The organism is Streptomyces sp. NPDC059909 (assembly GCF_042730885.1).
GTDB lineage: Bacteria > Actinomycetota > Actinomycetes > Streptomycetales > Streptomycetaceae > Streptomyces.
In genome coordinates this window covers 314604-330785 of sequence record NZ_JBHWKX010000002.1, presented here as the reverse complement: position 1 = coordinate 330785, position 16182 = coordinate 314604, and the positions used below count along the sequence as shown (strand labels likewise).

At 70.2% G+C, this 16182-nt stretch carries 12 protein-coding genes; 4 read left to right on the top strand and 8 right to left on the bottom strand.

Translation table 11 applies throughout. From position 1 onward, the window contains the following. Window positions 1-28: 28 nt before the first annotated feature. Window positions 29-1129 (bottom strand): mechanosensitive ion channel family protein, encoded by a 1101-nt coding sequence (locus ACFV9O_RS03555; RefSeq protein WP_385411680.1) that lies wholly within the window; start codon window positions 1127-1129, stop codon window positions 29-31. Between the two features lie 22 nt (window positions 1130-1151). On the opposite strand from ACFV9O_RS03555, the gene ACFV9O_RS03550 reads away from it, so the two are divergent. Then, window positions 1152-1721 (top strand): dienelactone hydrolase family protein, encoded by a 570-nt coding sequence (locus ACFV9O_RS03550; RefSeq protein ID WP_385411677.1) that lies wholly within the window; start codon window positions 1152-1154, stop codon window positions 1719-1721. A gap of 16 nt (window positions 1722-1737) precedes the next feature. Here ACFV9O_RS03550 and ACFV9O_RS03545 read toward each other — a convergent pair whose 3' ends face one another. From ACFV9O_RS03545 to ACFV9O_RS03520, 6 genes are all read right to left on the bottom strand, one after another. Continuing rightward, window positions 1738-3270 (bottom strand): serine/threonine-protein kinase, encoded by a 1533-nt coding sequence (locus ACFV9O_RS03545; RefSeq protein ID WP_385411675.1) that lies wholly within the window; start codon window positions 3268-3270, stop codon window positions 1738-1740. A 25-nt stretch (window positions 3271-3295) separates the two neighbouring features. Further along, window positions 3296-4294: a zinc metalloprotease gene (locus ACFV9O_RS03540; RefSeq protein WP_385411672.1), complete on the bottom strand. Its 999-nt coding sequence runs from the start codon at window positions 4292-4294 to the stop codon at window positions 3296-3298. Window positions 4295-4578: 284 nt separating this feature from the next. Continuing rightward, window positions 4579-6237 (bottom strand): alkaline phosphatase D family protein, encoded by a 1659-nt coding sequence (locus ACFV9O_RS03535; RefSeq protein WP_385411669.1) that lies wholly within the window; start codon window positions 6235-6237, stop codon window positions 4579-4581. Between the two features lie 199 nt (window positions 6238-6436). Further along, window positions 6437-7249 carry a DsbA family protein gene (locus ACFV9O_RS03530; RefSeq protein ID WP_385411666.1) on the bottom strand — a complete coding sequence of 271 codons (813 nt, stop codon included), beginning with the start codon at window positions 7247-7249 and terminating at the stop codon, window positions 6437-6439. A gap of 50 nt (window positions 7250-7299) precedes the next feature. Continuing rightward, window positions 7300-7986, bottom strand: a complete 687-nt coding sequence (locus ACFV9O_RS03525; RefSeq protein WP_385411664.1) for a hypothetical protein — start codon at window positions 7984-7986, stop codon at window positions 7300-7302. A 56-nt stretch (window positions 7987-8042) separates the two neighbouring features. Next, on the bottom strand, window positions 8043-9371 hold the full coding sequence (locus tag ACFV9O_RS03520; RefSeq protein ID WP_385411662.1) for a DUF2252 domain-containing protein: 1329 nt from the start codon (window positions 9369-9371) through the stop codon (window positions 8043-8045). A gap of 234 nt (window positions 9372-9605) precedes the next feature. Between ACFV9O_RS03520 and dnaE the strand changes: the two genes are divergently transcribed. Next, complete coding sequence (gene dnaE, locus ACFV9O_RS03515) at window positions 9606-13145, top strand: DNA polymerase III subunit alpha (protein WP_385411659.1); 3540 nt, start codon at window positions 9606-9608, stop codon at window positions 13143-13145. A 122-nt stretch (window positions 13146-13267) separates the two neighbouring features. On the opposite strand, the gene ACFV9O_RS03510 is transcribed toward dnaE, so the two are convergent. After that, window positions 13268-13444, bottom strand: coding sequence for a hypothetical protein (locus ACFV9O_RS03510; protein WP_385411656.1), 177 nt, complete (start codon window positions 13442-13444; stop codon window positions 13268-13270). 222 nt (window positions 13445-13666) lie between these two features. On the opposite strand from ACFV9O_RS03510, the gene ACFV9O_RS03505 reads away from it, so the two are divergent. Further along, on the top strand, window positions 13667-14929 hold the full coding sequence (locus ACFV9O_RS03505) for an NYN domain-containing protein (protein ID WP_385411654.1): 1263 nt from the start codon (window positions 13667-13669) through the stop codon (window positions 14927-14929). Window positions 14930-14966: 37 nt separating this feature from the next. Continuing rightward, window positions 14967-15941 (top strand): ABC transporter ATP-binding protein, encoded by a 975-nt coding sequence (locus ACFV9O_RS03500; protein WP_385411801.1) that lies wholly within the window; start codon window positions 14967-14969, stop codon window positions 15939-15941. The last annotated feature ends 241 nt before the right edge of the window (window positions 15942-16182 follow it).

Sequence of the window (16182 nt, the reverse complement as noted above, 5' to 3'; positions counted from 1 at the left end):
GGCGCGCGCGGGATCAGCCCCCGCGGAATCAGCCCCGGCCCGTGCGGTGATGGCCGTCGCCCAGGTCCGCGTGCTCCGGGTGCTCGAGGGGCGGGGCCGCCGCGTGGGCCGTGACGATGCGCGGCAGCGCGTACGGATGGCGGTCGCACAGCCAGGCGATCAGCTGTTCGCGGACCGCGCACCGCACCGTCCACACGTCGTCCGCGTCCTTCGCCGTGACGACGGCCCGCACCACCATCGTGGACGGGGTGGTGTCCGTGACGGCGAGCGACCAGTCGCGGCCGTCCCACGCCGTGCACTCGCGCAGGACGTCGTGGAGCTTCTCGCGCATCTCGTGCACGGGCGCGGAGTGGTCCAGATGGAAGAAGACCGTTCCGGTCATCTGGACCCCGCCGCGCGACCAGTTCTCGAACGGCTTGCTGGTGAAGTACGAGACCGGCATCGTGATCCGCCGCTCGTCCCAGGTCCGCACCGCCAGGAACGTCAGCGTGATCTCCTCGACCGTCCCCCATTCGCCGTCCACGACGACCGTGTCGCCGATCCGCACCATGTCGCCGAACGCGATCTGCAGCCCCGCGAAGAGATTGCCCAGCGTCGACTGGGCGGCGATACCGGCGACGATGCCGAGGACGCCGGCCGAAGCGAGCATGGACGCGCCGACCGTCCGCATCGCGGGGAAGGTCAGCAGCATGGCGGCGACCGCCACCACCCCCACCACCGCGATGACGATCCGCTGGATGAGCGTCACCTGCGTACGGACGCGGCGCACCCGGGCCGGATCGCGGGTCGCCGCGGCGTAGCGCGTGTACGAGGACTCGACGACGGCGGTCGCGATCCGCACCACCAGCCAGGCCGAGGCCCCGATCAGCACCAGGGTCAGCACCTGCCCGATGCCCGCCGCGTGCTCGTCGACGACGCCGAACTCGGCCTGCCGGAACGTCCCTCTGAGCAGCGCCGCGCCGAGCGCGACCTGCAACGGGACGCGGCAGCGGCGCAGCAGACCCCAGAGCGGGGTCTCGGTGTGCCGGTCGTCGGCCCGGCGCAGCAGTAGGTCGACCAGCCATCCCACCACCAGCGTGAGCACGATCGAGCCGCCCAAAACGATCAACGGGCGCAGTACGTTCTCCATGTCTCGAACGTAACCTGACCGCATGGACATCATGCTTTTCCATTCGACTTTCGGACTCCGCCCTGCCGTACGGGCCGCGGCGGACCGGCTGCGCGCCGCCGGGCACGAGGTGTGGACGCCCGATCTCTTCGAAGGCCGTGAGTTCGCGACCCTCGAGGAGGCCAGGGCCCACAAGAACGAGGTCGGCCTGGACGAGCTTCTGAAGCGGGCGATCGTGGCCGCGGCACCCCTGTCCGAGCGGGGCCTCGTCTACGCGGGCTTCTCGCTGGGAGCTGCGGTCGCCCAGAACCTGGCGCTCGGCGACGAGAAGACCCGCGGGCTGCTCCTGCTGCACGGCACGTCCGACATCGCGGCGGACGCCAAGGCCGACGGACTGCCCGTGCAGTTGCATGTCGCCGACCCCGATCCGATGGAGCCGCACGATTGGCTGACCGCCTGGTACCTGCAGATGGGCAGGGCGGGCGCCGATGTCGAGGTCCACCGCTACCCGGGCGCCGGGCATCTGTACACCGACCCTGACCTGCCCGACTACGACCAGGACGCCGCCGAGCAGACCTGGCGGGTGGCGCTCGGGTTCCTGGAGACGCTGTAGGCTCCGCGAGCCCTCCCTAGGACCGAGTGCAGCGGCCCGACGGGCTGCGCGCGGGCGGACGGCACTGCAGTCCGAAATCGGCCGAACTCGTACTGAGATAGCGGCCGATGCACGTGTTCGCGGACGTCCGGCCGCGCTCGGCGCAGAGTGCGAGCGCAGCCCGGCCGTCGGCGAACGGCCCCGGGGCGTAGACGACCCAGTAGCCCGGACGCAGCGAGGCGTAGTCGTCGCTGCGCAGGAACCCGGCCTCGGGAACGGTCCTGCGGACGTTGGCGAGGCGCCGGTCCCGGGCGGCCGTGCCGGAGCCGACGGGCTCGGAGAAGAGCTGGGCGATCCACCGGCCCGGAGGCGGGCCCGGGACGTCGCTCGGAGTGGGCGTGGGAGTCGGCGTCGCGGTGGGCGCCGGCGTGGGGGAGGGGCTCGGAGGCGTGCTCGACACCGGCGTGGCAGGGGCCGTACTCGTACTGGCGGACGCGCCGCCGGAGCCCTTCGCGCCCCCCGTGGTCGTCCCCGTCCCGGGATCGCGCAGCGCCAGCACGAGCGCGCTCGCCGCCGTGATCGCCACGGCCACCGCGATCACGGCGACGACGACGGGCGTACGGCTGCCCCGACGGTCGGGCACGTGGGGCGGCTGCGGCTGCGGGACCGTCGGCCGCGGACTGTCCAGTTGCGTGGGGACGGGCGGTACCGGCCCCGGCGGCACCGCCGTCGTCATCGTGGGCTGTGCCCAGTACGGCGTCGCGCCCGCTTCCACCTGCGCCAGCATCGCGTCCAGCCGCGCCGCGTCGGGCCGTGCGGCCGGGTCGCGTACGAGCAGCGCCTGCAGGACGGGCGCGAGCTGCCCGGAGCGCACCGGCGGGGGCACCGGGTCGTCGAGCACGGCCGCGAGCGTCGCCAGGGTCGTCGCCCGGCGCAGCGGGCTGACGCCTTCTGCGCACACGTACAGCACGAGCCCCAGCGACCAGAGGTCGGAGGAAGGATCGTCGTCGCGGCCCCGTACCCGTTCCGGTGCGATGTACTCGGGGGAGCCGATCAGCTCGCCGGTCGCGGTCAGGGAGGCCGAACCCTGCAGCGCCGCGATGCCGAAGTCGGTGAGCACCGTACTGCCGTCGGGCCGCAGCAGAACGTTGGCGGGCTTGACGTCCCGGTGCTGGATGCCCGCCGCATGCGCGGCGCTCAGGGCGGAGAGCACCTGGCGGCCGATGCGCGCCGCCTCCGCCGGGGCCAGCGGGCCCTGGTCGAGCCGGTCCTGGAGCGAGAGGCCCGGCACCAGCTCCATCACGATCCACGGATGCGGCTCCGGCCCGGTGTCCACGATGTGATGGACCGTCACCACATGCGGGTGGCTGAGCCGCGCGAGCGCCCGGGCCTCGCGGAGCACACGCTCGCGCACGGCGCCGGACGCCCCCGCGTCGGATCTGACCGCCTTCAGGGCGACTTCGCGGTGGAGCACGGTGTCGCGAGCTCGCCACACCGTGCCCATGCCTCCGCTGCCGAGCCGCTCGATCAGCTCGAACCGCCCGTCGACCACGTCCCCCGGCGCACTCATGGCGCCAGGTTAGAGGAGGCCGGTGTCAGCCCGCCCGGTATGCGGTCCAGCTGTCCTTCATCCGCTGCACCTGGCCCGAGGTGAACTGGTACATGCAGTTGTCGTAGGTGTAGTCCATGAAGTTGTGGATCGGGTCGACCCCGGTCTTGTTGACACAGGTGTCGCGGCCGGTCGGGCACTGGTACGCGGCGCTCTTCTCGGCCGGGGTGTCGGCGACGTAGTCGCCGTTGCCGTTACAGCCGCCCTGGAAGGTGTGGTAGAGCCCCATCCAGTGGCCCACCTCGTGGGTGGCGGTGTCGCCCTCGTTGTAGTTGGCGGCCGAGCCACCGGGCAGTGAGGTGTCGAGCACCACCACACCGTCCATGGACGGGCTGGAGTTGTACGACGACGGGAAGGTCGCCCAGCCGAGCAGACCGCCGCCGAGGTTGGCGGTGTAGATGTTCAGCGCGCCGGCGCCGCCCTTGCGGAGGGTGGACTTCATGTTCCTCTCGGCGGTGGAACCGGAGCTCAGGTTGTACCAGGTCGCGTTGTCCGTGTAGTCGGTGGCGGCGAGCGAGAACTGGAAGGTGGAGTCGGTGTTGCCGGTGCCCTGGCCGCCGAAGGCCGCGTTGAGGACCGCCATCTGGTTGCTGACGTCGGTGGCGCTGAGCTTGCCGGTGGCGCCGTCGTGGATGACGTGGAAGTAGACCGGGATGGTGGTCGACGCGGCGACGGAGAGCCCGCGGGCGCTCATTCGCGCCGCATCGAGTCTCTTCCTCAGGTCCGCGTCCATGGCCTGGGCCTTGGCCTCGGTGACCTCGTTGGGCTCGTGCGCGTGGCCGGAACCCGACGGACGGGACTCACGGGCGGAGGCGCTCGCACCGTCCTCCGCGCAGTCCTCGGTGGCGTACGAGGCGGCGGGGGCCTTGGCGGCGGCGATACCGGTCGGGGCGGAGAGCGGAGCGATGGCCAGGGTTCCGGCCATGATTGCCGTACCGAGTGCGCGGTGGCGCAGACGTGGGGATATACGGGCAAGAGCACGCATGGTGTCTCCTCGCGGGGGGTTGTGAAGGGGGCCATCTTGGCCACCGCGGGGAGATTACGGGGGCATGTCAGATCTCGTTGAGGATTGATCAAGCCCAATCATTCCTTGAGCAATTGGGGGCATCGGGGAGAAAACTTTCGGCCGCGCCCGGGGCTTGAGATCTACATGTAACGAATGGGGATGGAGCGACGGGTGGTGTGTCCGCCTTTGTGCTGCGGAACACACCACCCGTTGTCGTGATGTGATGCGGTGTTAACAGATCATGGAGTGGCTGAAATTAGCCCTCAGAGCACCGGCTGGTTCACGCGCTCGACCTTCTGCGTTCCACTGAGCGTCCGGTACGAGCGGGCCCAGGCAGCCGTCGCATCGGCCTTCGCCCTGTCGGAGAGCGTGTAGTAGTCCATCTGCGAGCGCTCGGCGGTCACATCGAGGACGCCGTACCCGTGGCTGTCCATGTCGAGCCACTTCACATGGCGGTTGGCCGCCCTGACCGCGGCCTGTGCCACCAGCGAGACCGTGCCCGGGGCGACATGCAGGATGTCGTCCAGGTTGTCGGAGGTCACCGAGGTCACCACGAACTCGGTCGCCGCCGACGGCGACAGCGGATACGTGGCGGCCTTCACCGGGACGTCGTTGGCCCACGCCATGTGGATGTCGCCGGTGAGGAAGACGGTGTTCCTGATCCCGCGGTCCGTCAGGTGCTTCAGCAGCTCCTTGCGGTCGTCCGTGTAGCCGTCCCACTGGTCCACGTTGACGGCGAGCCCCTCCTTGGGCAGGCCGAGCAGCTCGGCGATCGGCCCCAGCAGATGGGCGGGCACGGAACCGAAGGCGACCGGCGAGATCATCACCGACGTGCCGACCAGCTTCCAGGTCGCGTCCGAGGACGCGAGGCCCGACTTGAGCCAGTCGAGCTGGGCGCGGCCCGTGATCGAGCGCTCCGGGTCGTCGACCGAGCCGCTGCCCACGGACGCCTGCTGCGAGCGGAACGAACGCAGGTCCAGCAGATGCAGATCGGCCAGCTTGCCGAAGCGCAGCCGGCGGTAGACCGTGCCCTCTGTCGAGGCGCGCACGGGCATCCACTCGAAGTACGCCCGCTTGGCGGCCGCGGCACGGGCCGCGTAGTCGCCCTCGGTGCCCGGGGTGTGGTTCTCGGCACCGCCCGACCAGGCGTCGTTGGCTATCTCGTGGTCGTCCCATATCGCGATGAGCGGGTGGGCGGCGTGCAGCGACTGCAGATCGGCGTCGGTCTTGTACTTGCCGTGCCGGGTGCGGTAGTCGGCGAGCGTCAGGATCTCGTTCCTCGGCTCGTGCTGCCGTACGACGTACTTCTCCTGCGGGTAGCCGCCGGTGGCGTACTCGTAGATGTAGTCGCCGAGGTGCAGGACCGCGTCCAGGTCGGCGCGGGCCGCCAGGTGGCGGTACGCCGAGAAGTAGCCGGACTCCCAGTTGGCGCAGGAGACCACCCCGAAGCGCACACCGGGCGCGGCGGCGTCGGCGGCCGGCGCGGTGCGGGTGCGGCCCACGGGGGAGACGGCGGTGCCGGCGGTGAAGCGGAAGTAATGGACGGCGGCGCTGCGCAGGCCCCTCACATCGACCTTGACGGTGTGGTCGGAGGCTGCGGTGGCGGTGGTCCGGCCGCGGGCGACGACCCGGGCGAAGCCCTTGTCCTCCGCGACCTCCCAGCTCACCTCGGTGTCCGGGCCCTTGCCGGAGCCGGGCACGGCGTCCGGGGACGGCGTGACCCGGGTCCACAGGAGCACACCGTCGGAGAGCGGGTCGCCCGAGGCGACACCATGGAGAAAGGCGGGACCCTGCTCGTCGGCAGCGGCGGTGGAGGCGGCCGCGAGAACGGGCGCGGCGACAGCGGTGGTGGCTACAGCGGTGGCGGCAGCGGCCTTGACGACCGTGCGGCGGCTGGGAGTTGTGGTGAGTCTACTGGTCACGGCCGGTCAGACTACTGACCGGTAAGGCGAACGGGCAGGCGAATTCAGGAAAGTTCGCCTGCCCGTCGGCAGTCGGCCGCCCGGAGTTGCCCGACGGTCGGTCAGTCACTCGGTCGGCGTGGCCGTGGACGGCACGTGGGCCGTGTACCGGGCGATTCCCGGTACACGGCCCACGCTGGGCCCGGCGGCAGGGGCCGGGTCAGCCCTTGAGGGCCTTGTCGATGGCGGCGTTGAACTGCTCCACCGTCATCGGCGTGTTGTCGCTGCCCTCGACGGTGAGCTTCTTGCCGTCCATCTTCAGCGTCGGCGTGCCCTCCACACCGCTGGCGTCGAAAGTGGCGGACATCTTCAGCGCCCAGGCGTCGTACGTGCCGTCCTTGACGGCCTTCTGGAAGGCCGCGTTGTTCTTCAGCGCGGGCACCGAGTCCGCCACCTCGATGAGGTAGTCGTCCTTGGCGAACTTGTCGTCGCGCTCCTCCGGGTGGAACTTCGCGGAGTAGAGGGCGGCCTTGTACTCCATGAAGGCGTCGGGGCTCACGTTGAGCGCCGCGCCCAGCGCGGAGAGGGCGTTCTTCGAGCCCTCGCCGTTGTCGCTCTTGTCGATGAAGGTCGCGCCGATGTACTTGATCTTGTACTTTCCGGCGTCGACGTCCTTCTTGACCGTCTCGCCGGCCGCCTGCTCGAAGGTCGCGCAGATCGGGCAGCGCGAGTCCTCGTACAGCTCGAGCGTCTTCGTCGCGGCCGGCTTGCCGATGACGACGGTCGTGCCGTTGTCGCCCTCGGTGTTCTTCGGCCGGACGACCTTCGCGTCCTTGGCGGCCTCCCACGCGGTGGGCTTGTTCGCCTGCATGACGAAGTAGCCGATGCCGCCCGCGGCGGCCAGTACGCCGACGATCGAGACGCCGACGATGATCTGCCGCCTGACCTTGTCCTTCTTGGCCTGGCGCTCGCGCTCCGCGCGGAGGCGCTCGCGGGCGGCTGCCTTGTTGGCCTGGCTGTTGCGTGCACTCATGATCGTTTGCTCCGTGGTGGATGGTTCGGTTCGGGAGGGGACTGCTGCTCTCAGGCAAGGGCGAAGGCCTGGAGCGGCGGTCCCCTCCGTCCCACGGAGTGCACGAGAAGGCGGGTCGGGACCTGGCGCGGCCGGCCGGCGGGCAGGACCGCGCGGCGCACCTGCCCGGTGCCCGCACCCACGGCGGCCACGGCGATCAGCAGCGGCCTGAAGGCGAACGCTGCCACGGCCCGCAGCAGACCCGCGAGCGCCGACTCGCCGTGCCGCAGCCAGGCCGCGGCGAGCAGCCCGACCGACACATGCGCGGCCAGCAGCAGCCAGGGCACGGAGGGATCGGGGGAGTTGAGCAGCGTGGCGAGGCGCCCTCCGCCCGTGGCCACACCGGGCAGCGGCTCGCCGACACCGACGCCGCCGCACAGCACGTCCACTCCGACCGAGCGCAGCGAACCGGCGACCGGTCCGCCCGCGGCGCCGTAACAGACGTGCTGGCCGGTGGTGAACACGGTGTCCGCCGCCAGCTCCAGCGGCACGAGCGCGGCGGCGATCGGCCCGTACCCGCGCTCGCGGCCGGCCAGGGCGTACGCGATCAGGAACACACCGGCGGCGACGGCGCCGACGGTGATCAAGGGCAGAGCCACATGGGAGAGCAGCACATGGGAAGCCACGGACAGCGTCACGACGAGTGCCGTGAAGATCGCTGCCCGCAGCCCCCTGAGCCGCGCCCGTGATACATCCATTGCTGAAGGAGTGTGCCATGGGCCGCTGTAAGCGGCCCCAAAGGATCCGGCCGCGCCTACCGCAGGCCGGGGATCCTTCCGTTCCGGAAGAGGTCCACGAAGATCTGGTGGTCGGCCCGTGCCCGCGCACCGTAGCTGTGCGCGAAGTCCACCAGCAGGTCCCCGAAGCCGTCCTCGTCCGCCGCGATCGCCGCGTCGATGGCCCGCTCCGTGGAGAACGGCACCAGCGAGTGTCCGCTCTCGTCGTCAGCCGCCGCGTGCATCGTGGCCGTCGCCCGGCCGAGGTCCGCCACGGTCGCGGCGATCTCCTCCGGGTCGTCGATGTCCGACCAGTCCAGGTCCACCGCGTACGGCGAGACCTCCGCGACCAGCTGGCCCGCCCCGTCCAGTTCCGTCCAGCCCAGCCACGGGTCGGCGTGGTCCTGGAGCGCGCGCTGCGAGATCACCGTGCGGTGGCCCTCGTGCTGGAAGTAGCCCCGGACCCGCTCGTCGGTCATGTGCCGGGACACCGCTGGGGTCTGGGCCTGCTTCATGTAGATCACGACATCGTTCTCGAGGGCGTCGCTGTTGCCCTCCAGCAGGATGTTGTACGAGGGCAGGCCGGCCGACCCGATGCCCACGCCGCGCCGCCCGACGACGTCCTTCACCCGGTACGAGTCCGGGCGCGACAGGCTCGACTCGGGCAGGGTCTCCAGATAGCCGTCGAAGGCGGCCAGCACCTTGTACCGCGTCGCGGCGTCCAGCTCGATCGCGCCACCGCCCTCCGTGAAGCGACGCTCGTAGTCACGGATCTCCGTCATCGAGTCCAGCAGCCCGAAGCGGGTCAGCGCCCGGGCGCTGCGCAGCGCCTCCAGCAGCGGGCCATCGGCCGTGTCCAGGGTGAAGGGCGGCACCTCGTCGTTCTTGGCGCCGGTCGCGAGCGCGCTGATGCGCTCACGGTAGGCGGCGGCGTAGACCCGCACCAGGTCGGTGATCTGCTCGTCGCTGAGCGCCTTCGTGTAGCCGATCAGCGCGAGTGAGGCGGACAGCCGCTTGACGTCCCAGGTGAAGGGGCCGACGTAGGCCTCGTCGAAGTCGTTGACGTTGAAGATCAGCCGGCCGTTCGCGTCCATGTACGTGCCGAAGTTCTCGGCGTGGAGGTCGCCGTGGATCCACACCCGGCTCGTGCGCTCGTCCAGGTACGGGCCGCCGTTCTGCTCGCGCTCCAGGTCGGCGTAGAAGAGGCACGCCGTGCCCCGGTAGAAGGCGAATGCGGAGGCCGCCATCTTGCGGAACTTCACCCGGAACGCAGCCGGGTCGGCGGCCAGGAGCTCGCCGAAGGCGGTGCCGAAGACGGCGAGGATCTCCTCGCCGCGCTCGTCAGCCGTGGGCTGGTGGACCGACATTGCTGAGTGCCTCCTGGTGCAAGCGGTACATGACAAATGGGACAGGTGCTCCGTGACCCTCAACGCACGAAGGTAGTCCTGAGTGCCCGACCGCCCAACCCGTCGCCCGACCACCACCCCTCATCGAGGCGCTCCGCGCCGCCCCCGTTTGTCGGTGCGGAGGCATAGACTTCCACGCTGTCCACCCAGACTGTCCGCAGCCTGTCGTCCCACGTTTGCCGGAGGCCTTCCGCCGTGACCAAGCCGCCCTTCACGCACCTTCACGTCCACACCCAGTACTCCCTGCTGGACGGTGCCGCGCGGCTCAAGGACATGTTCAACGCCTGCAACGAGATGGGCATGACGCACATCGCCATGTCCGACCACGGCAACCTCCACGGTGCGTACGACTTCTTCCATTCCGCCAAGAAAGCCGGAATCACCCCGATCATCGGTATCGAGGCGTATGTCGCCCCGGAGTCCCGGCGGAACAAGCGGAAGATCCAGTGGGGCCAGCCGCACCAGAAGAAGGACGACGTCTCCGGTTCGGGTGGTTACACCCACAAGACGATCTGGGCGGCGAACCAGACCGGTCTGCACAACCTCTTCCGGCTGTCCTCGGACGCGTACGCCGAGGGCTGGCTGCAGAAGTGGCCCCGTATGGACAAGGAGACCATCTCCCAGTGGTCCGAGGGCCTGATCGCCTCCACCGGCTGCCCCTCCGGCGAACTGCAGACCCGGCTGCGCCTCGGCCAGTTCGACGAGGCCCTGAAGTCCGCGTCCGAGTACCAGGACATCTTCGGCAAGGACCGGTACTTCCTGGAGCTGATGGACCACGGCATCGAGATCGAGCGCCGCGTCCGCGACGGCCTCCTCGAGATCGGCAAGAAGCTCGGCATCCCGCCGCTCGTCACCAATGACTCTCACTACACGTACGCGCACGAGGCGGGCGCCCATGACGCGCTGCTCTGCATCCAGACGGGCAAGAACCTCTCGGACCCGGACCGCTTCAAGTTCGACGGCACCGGCTACTACCTGAAGTCGACCGACGAGATGTACGCGATCGACTCGTCCGACGCCTGGCAGGAGGGCTGCCGCAACACCCTGCTGGTCGCCGAGCAGATCGACACCTCCGGCATGTTCGAGGCGAAGAACCTCATGCCGAAGTTCGACATCCCCGAGGGCTACACCGAGGTCACCTGGTTCCAGGAGGAAGTCCGGCGCGGCATGGAGCGCCGCTTCCCCGGCGGCATCCCCGAGGACCGCCAGAAGCAGGCGGAGTACGAGATGGACGTCATCATCCAGATGGGGTTCCCGGGGTACTTCCTCGTCGTCGCCGACTTCATCATGTGGGCGAAGGAGAACGGCATCGCGGTCGGCCCCGGCCGTGGCTCCGCGGCCGGCTCGATCGTGGCGTACGCGATGGGCATCACCGACCTCGACCCCATCCCGCACGGTCTGATCTTCGAGCGCTTCCTCAACCCCGAGCGCGTCTCCATGCCCGATGTCGACATCGACTTCGACGAGCGTCGGCGCGTCGAAGTGATCAGGTACGTGACCGAGAAGTACGGCGCCGACAAGGTCGCCATGATCGGCACGTACGGCACCATCAAGGCCAAGAACGCGATCAAGGACTCCGCCCGGGTGCTGGGCTACCCGTACGCGATGGGCGACCGGCTCACGAAGGCGATGCCCGCCGACGTCCTCGGCAAGGGCATTCCGCTCTCCGGCATCCTCGACTCCAGCCACCCGCGCTACAGCGAGGCCGGCGAGATCCGCGGGATGTACGAGAACGAGCCGGACGTGAAGAAGGTCATCGACACCGCGCGCGGCGTCGAGGGCCTGGTCCGGCAGATGGGTGTGCACGCCGCCGGCGTGATCATGTCCAGCGAGACCATCACCGAGCACGTCCCCGTCTGGGTCAGGCACACCGACGGCGTCACCATCACACAGTGGGACTACCCGAGCTGTGAGTCGCTCGGCCTGCTCAAGATGGACTTCCTGGGCCTGCGCAACCTCACGATCATGGACGACGCCGTCAAGATGGTGAAGGCCAACAAGGGGATCGACATCGATCTCCTCAGCCTCCCGCTCGACGACCCGACGACCTTCGAACTGCTCCAGCGCGGCGACACCCTCGGCGTCTTCCAGTTCGACGGCGGCCCCATGCGGTCCCTGCTGCGGCTGATGAAGCCCGACAACTTCGAGGACATCTCCGCCGTCTCGGCCCTGTACCGGCCGGGCCCGATGGGCATGAACTCGCACACGAACTACGCCCTGCGCAAGAACGGCCAGCAGGAGATCACCCCGATCCACCCGGAGCTGGAGGCCCCCCTCAAGGAGGTCCTGGACGTCACCTACGGCCTGATCGTCTACCAGGAGCAGGTGCAGAAGGCCGCCCAGATCATCGCCGGGTACTCGCTGGGCGAGGCCGACATCCTCCGCCGCGTCATGGGCAAGAAGAAGCCCGAGGAGCTCGCGAAGAATTTCACGATCTTCCAGGCGGGCGCCCGCAAGAACGGCTACAGCGACGAGGCCATCCAGGCCCTGTGGGACGTGCTGGTCCCCTTCGCCGGCTACGCCTTCAACAAGGCCCACTCCGCCGCGTACGGCCTGGTCTCGTACTGGACGGCCTACCTCAAGGCCAACCACCCCGCCGAGTACATGGCGGGGCTGCTGACCTCGGTCAAGGACGACAAGGACAAGTCCGCGGTCTATCTGAACGAGTGCCGCCGCATGGGCATCAAGGTCCTGCCGCCCAATGTGAACGAGTCCGAGGCGAACTTCGCGGCCCAGGGCGACGACGTCATCCTCTTCGGCCTGACGGCCGTCCGGAACGTCGGACAGAACGTCGTGGACTCGATCATCAAGTGCCGTAAATCGAAGGGGAAGTACACCTCCTTCCCCGACTTCCTCGACAAGGTCGAGGCCGTCGTCTGCAACAAGCGCACCGTCGAGTCGCTCATCAAGGCCGGGGCCTTCGACGAGATGGGCCACACCCGCAAGGGCCTGGTCGCCCAGCACGAGCCCATGATCGACAACGTGGTGGCGGTGAAGCGCAAGGAGGCCGAGGGGCAGTTCGACCTCTTCGGCGGCATGGGCGACGAGGAGAGCGACGAGCCGGGCTTCGGCCTCGACGTCGAGTTCTCCGACGTCGAATGGGAGAAGTCCTATCTGCTCGCGCAGGAGCGCGAGATGCTCGGTCTGTACGTCTCGGACCACCCGCTCTTCGGCATCGAGCACGTGCTGAGCGACAAGACCGACGCGGCGATCTCCCAGCTCACGGGCGGGGAGCACGCGGACGGCGCGGTCGTCACCATCGGCGGCATCATCTCGGGCCTGCAGCGGAAGATGACCAAGCAGGGCAACGCGTGGGCGATCGCCACCGTCGAGGACCTGGCCGGCTCCATCGAGTGCATGTTCTTCCCGGCGACGTACCAGCTGGTGTCCACACAGCTCGTCGAGGACACGGTCGTCTTCGTCAAGGGACGGCTCGACAAGCGCGAGGACGTGCCGCGGCTCGTCGCGATGGAACTGATGGTCCCCGATCTGTCGTCGGCAGGCACCAATGCGCCCGTGGTGATCACCATCCCGACGGTGAAGGTCACCCCGCCCATGGTCAGCCGGCTCGGCGAGATCCTCGGCCACCACAAGGGCAACACGGAAGTGCGGATCAAGCTCCAGGGCGCCCGCAAGACCACCGTGCTCCGCCTCGACCGGCACCGGGTCCAGCCCGACCCCGCGCTCTTCGGCGATCTGAAGGTGCTGCTCGGCCCGTCCTGCCTCGCAGGCTGACCCCGCGACTCGTACGCATACGCATCGCGGAGGTACCAACGCGCTGTGGCGTAGCTGAGGGGCGCACCCGCACAGGGTGCGCCCCTCACGCATTCACGCATACGTCGACGCGGCGCGGAGCCTCAGTTGTGGCCGAAACGCTTCTGCCGGCCCTTGTGGGCGGCCGGATCTCCGGTGGCTATATGCGTCGCCCGCTGTTCGGCCTGGGCTTCCATCGAGGAACTGCGGGCCTGCTGCGCACCGCGCTCCGCGCTCGGGCCCGGCTGCGGCTTGCGTTCACGGTTCTTGTTCTTGGCCATGGTCTGCCTCCTGTGTCGTCTAGGGGCCAGGGCCGCCCTCAGACTCACATAGGGGTGCATACAGCGCATTTCGGATCATTGCGGTGAGTAACGGACTGCTGTTACGGTGCGGCTTCACAATCGCCACGCCGATGATCGAGTTCCGGCCGTCAACCCTCCGGCTGTCAGGCAGACTCGAAGGAAACCCGAAGCAACTTCCGATCCCGAGGTTCCCGAAAGAGGGTGGAACACGTGGACCGCTGCGTCGTCCTGGTGGACGCCGGTTATCTGCTGGGCGCCGCCGCGAGTCTCCTCGCCGGAGAACCGGCCCGCTCCCGCATCACCGTCGACCACGCCGCCCTCATCCAGGCCATCCGCGACCGCGCCGAGGCCGATACGGAACGTCCGCTGCTGCGCATCTACTGGTTCGACGGCGCCCCCGACCGCGTGCCCCAGCCCGAGCACCGCAGGCTGCGGGTCATGCCCCGGGTCACCGTCCGGCTCGGCGCACTGACCCGCAGCGACGGCCGCTGGGCGCAGAAGGGCGTCGACGCCGCGATGCACGCCGAACTCACCGAACTCGCCAGGAACCGCGCCTGCTCCGACGTGGTGCTGGTCACCGGCGACGGCGATCTGCTGCCGGGTCTGATGTCCGCCAAGGAACACGGGGTCGCCGTCCACCTCTGGGCCGTGCAGGCCGCCGACGGCGACTACAACCAGTCGGAGGACCTGGTCGCCGAGGCCGACGAGCGGCGCGTCCTCGACCGGGCCTGGATCACCCAGGCCGTCCGCGCCAAGGACCTCGGCGGGCTCTGCGCCCCGCCGCCCGCGCCCCGCCCGGAGATCGCGGCGATCCTCTCCGCCCCGCTGCCCGAGTCGGCGCTCGCCGCGTCCGCGGAGCGCGCGGACGAGGCGGCCCGTGCGCAGGTGGGAGAGGTACGCAACGGCACATCGTCCCCGGACGCCGCGGCGGGTACCACCTCCGCCGGACCGGTGGGCTCCGCGGCGAAGGGCGTCCCGACCCCCAAGGACCTCGCGGGCCTGCGCGGCCCGGCCGCCCCGGCCGACCGTCACCCCGCGGGCGCCACACTGCGCTGGTCCTCCGACAAGGGCTGGATCGAGCGGCCAGGCGGCGCGCTCGGCGAGCCGCCCGAGACCGCGTCGCTGCCCACGCTCGCCCAGCTCACCAGCGCCGAGCAGCGCTGGGCGGACCGCGAGGAGGACATCACCACGGTCGGCGGTGACCCCTACGAGGTCGGACAGGTCTTCGCGCGGCGCTGGATGGAGCGGCTCCCGGACCCCGCACACGTACAGAAGCTGTCCACCATGTACCCGCGCATCCCGCACCGCATCGACGGCGAACTGCTGCGGTACGCGGCCCGATTCGGACTTCTCGCCCACAAGGACGACCAGATCGACGAGCATGACCGCTATGCCATCCGGGCCGGATTCTGGCGCGAGATCGACGTCCGGGCCGCCGCCGAACACGCCCCCGCGGGGGAGTAGCCCCGAGGACCCCGTAGGCTCGTCCCTCGTGAGTACGGTGTGCGTGGTGCGGGATCTGGTCAAGACGTACCCCGCCGCGCGTGCCCGGCGGGGGGCTCCCGCGACCCCCGAGGTGCGGGCCAACGACGGAATCTCGCTGCAGGTGCGCACCGGCGAGATCTTCGGACTGCTCGGCCCCAACGGCGCCGGAAAGTCCACCCTCGTCCGCCAGCTCACCGGTCTGATGCGCCCCGATTCCGGCGCGGTCGAGGTCCTCGGTCACGACCTGGTACGCCACCCCGAGCGGGCGGCCCGGCTCATCGGCTACCTCGGACAGGAGTCCACCGCGCTCGACGAGCTGACCGTCGCCCTGGCCGCGGAGACGACCGGGCGGCTGCGGGGCCTCGGGGTACGGGAGGCACGCGCCGAGCGCGACACCGTGCTCGAGGAGCTCGGGCTGACCGCACTGGCCGGGCGGCCCCTGAAGAAGCTGTCCGGCGGGCAGCGGCGGCTGGCCTGCTTCGCGTGCACGCTGGTCGGCGAGCGGCCCGTCCTCGTCCTGGACGAGCCCACCACCGGAATGGACCCGGTCGCGCGGCGCGCGGTCTGGGCCGCGGTGGACCGGCGGCGCGCCGAGCACGGAGCGACGGTGCTCCTGGTCACCCACAACGTCATCGAGGCCGAGACCGTCCTCGACCGCGTCGCCGTGCTCGAACGCGGCAAGGTCATCGCCTGCGACAGCCCCGCTGGGCTCAAGGAGCGCGTGGCCGGAGAGGTGCGGGTGGAGCTCGTCTGGCGTGACCGGGCGCCCCTGGACGTCCCGGAGGTCGCCGCGCTCCGGGCCTCCGCCCAGGAGTCCGGCCGCCGCTGGGTGCTCCGGCTCGCCCCGGACGAGGCGCGGGCCGCGGTCGCCGCGGTGACCGGCGGCGCGGCGTTCGCGGCGCTGGACGACTTCACCCTGGCCACGCCGAGCCTGGAGGACGTGTACCTGGCGCTGGGCGGGCACGCGACGAAGGGCCTGGTGAAGGCATGAGCGGTGGGAGGCCCCCGCGTACCGGGGGGTTCCCGCGCCTGCCGTCGGCCGGGACCCGCGACCTGACGGCGCCGGCGCCGGTTTCGCGTCCGGCACCGCGTGATGCCGGCCGGGGCGGCCTGTGGCGTCGCGCGGTGGTGGCGTCCGTGTCCGCGGCGTCGCGGCAGGGGCGCGGCGGCCGGTGCGGTCGCCGGAGCGTGTTGTCGTCGGCGCTGTGCGCCGCCGGGCGGGGCCACGGCCG

Excerpts from the sequence above, each read along its gene's own strand:
- ACFV9O_RS03520 (WP_385411662.1), bottom strand. The coding sequence starts at position 9,371 with ATGTCGGTCCACCAGCCCACGGCTGACGAGCGCGGCGAGGAGATCCTC.
- ACFV9O_RS03510 (WP_385411656.1), bottom strand. The coding sequence starts at position 13,444 with ATGGCCAAGAACAAGAACCGTGAACGCAAGCCGCAGCCGGGCCCGAGC.
- ACFV9O_RS03555 (WP_385411680.1), bottom strand. The coding sequence starts at position 1,129 with ATGGAGAACGTACTGCGCCCGTTGATCGTTTTGGGCGGCTCGATCGTG.
- ACFV9O_RS03540 (WP_385411672.1), bottom strand. The coding sequence starts at position 4,294 with ATGCGTGCTCTTGCCCGTATATCCCCACGTCTGCGCCACCGCGCACTC.
- ACFV9O_RS03545 (WP_385411675.1), bottom strand. The coding sequence starts at position 3,270 with ATGAGTGCGCCGGGGGACGTGGTCGACGGGCGGTTCGAGCTGATCGAG.
- ACFV9O_RS03525 (WP_385411664.1), bottom strand. The coding sequence starts at position 7,986 with ATGGATGTATCACGGGCGCGGCTCAGGGGGCTGCGGGCAGCGATCTTC.
- ACFV9O_RS03530 (WP_385411666.1), bottom strand. The coding sequence starts at position 7,249 with ATGAGTGCACGCAACAGCCAGGCCAACAAGGCAGCCGCCCGCGAGCGC.
- ACFV9O_RS03550 (WP_385411677.1), top strand. The coding sequence starts at position 1,152 with ATGGACATCATGCTTTTCCATTCGACTTTCGGACTCCGCCCTGCCGTA.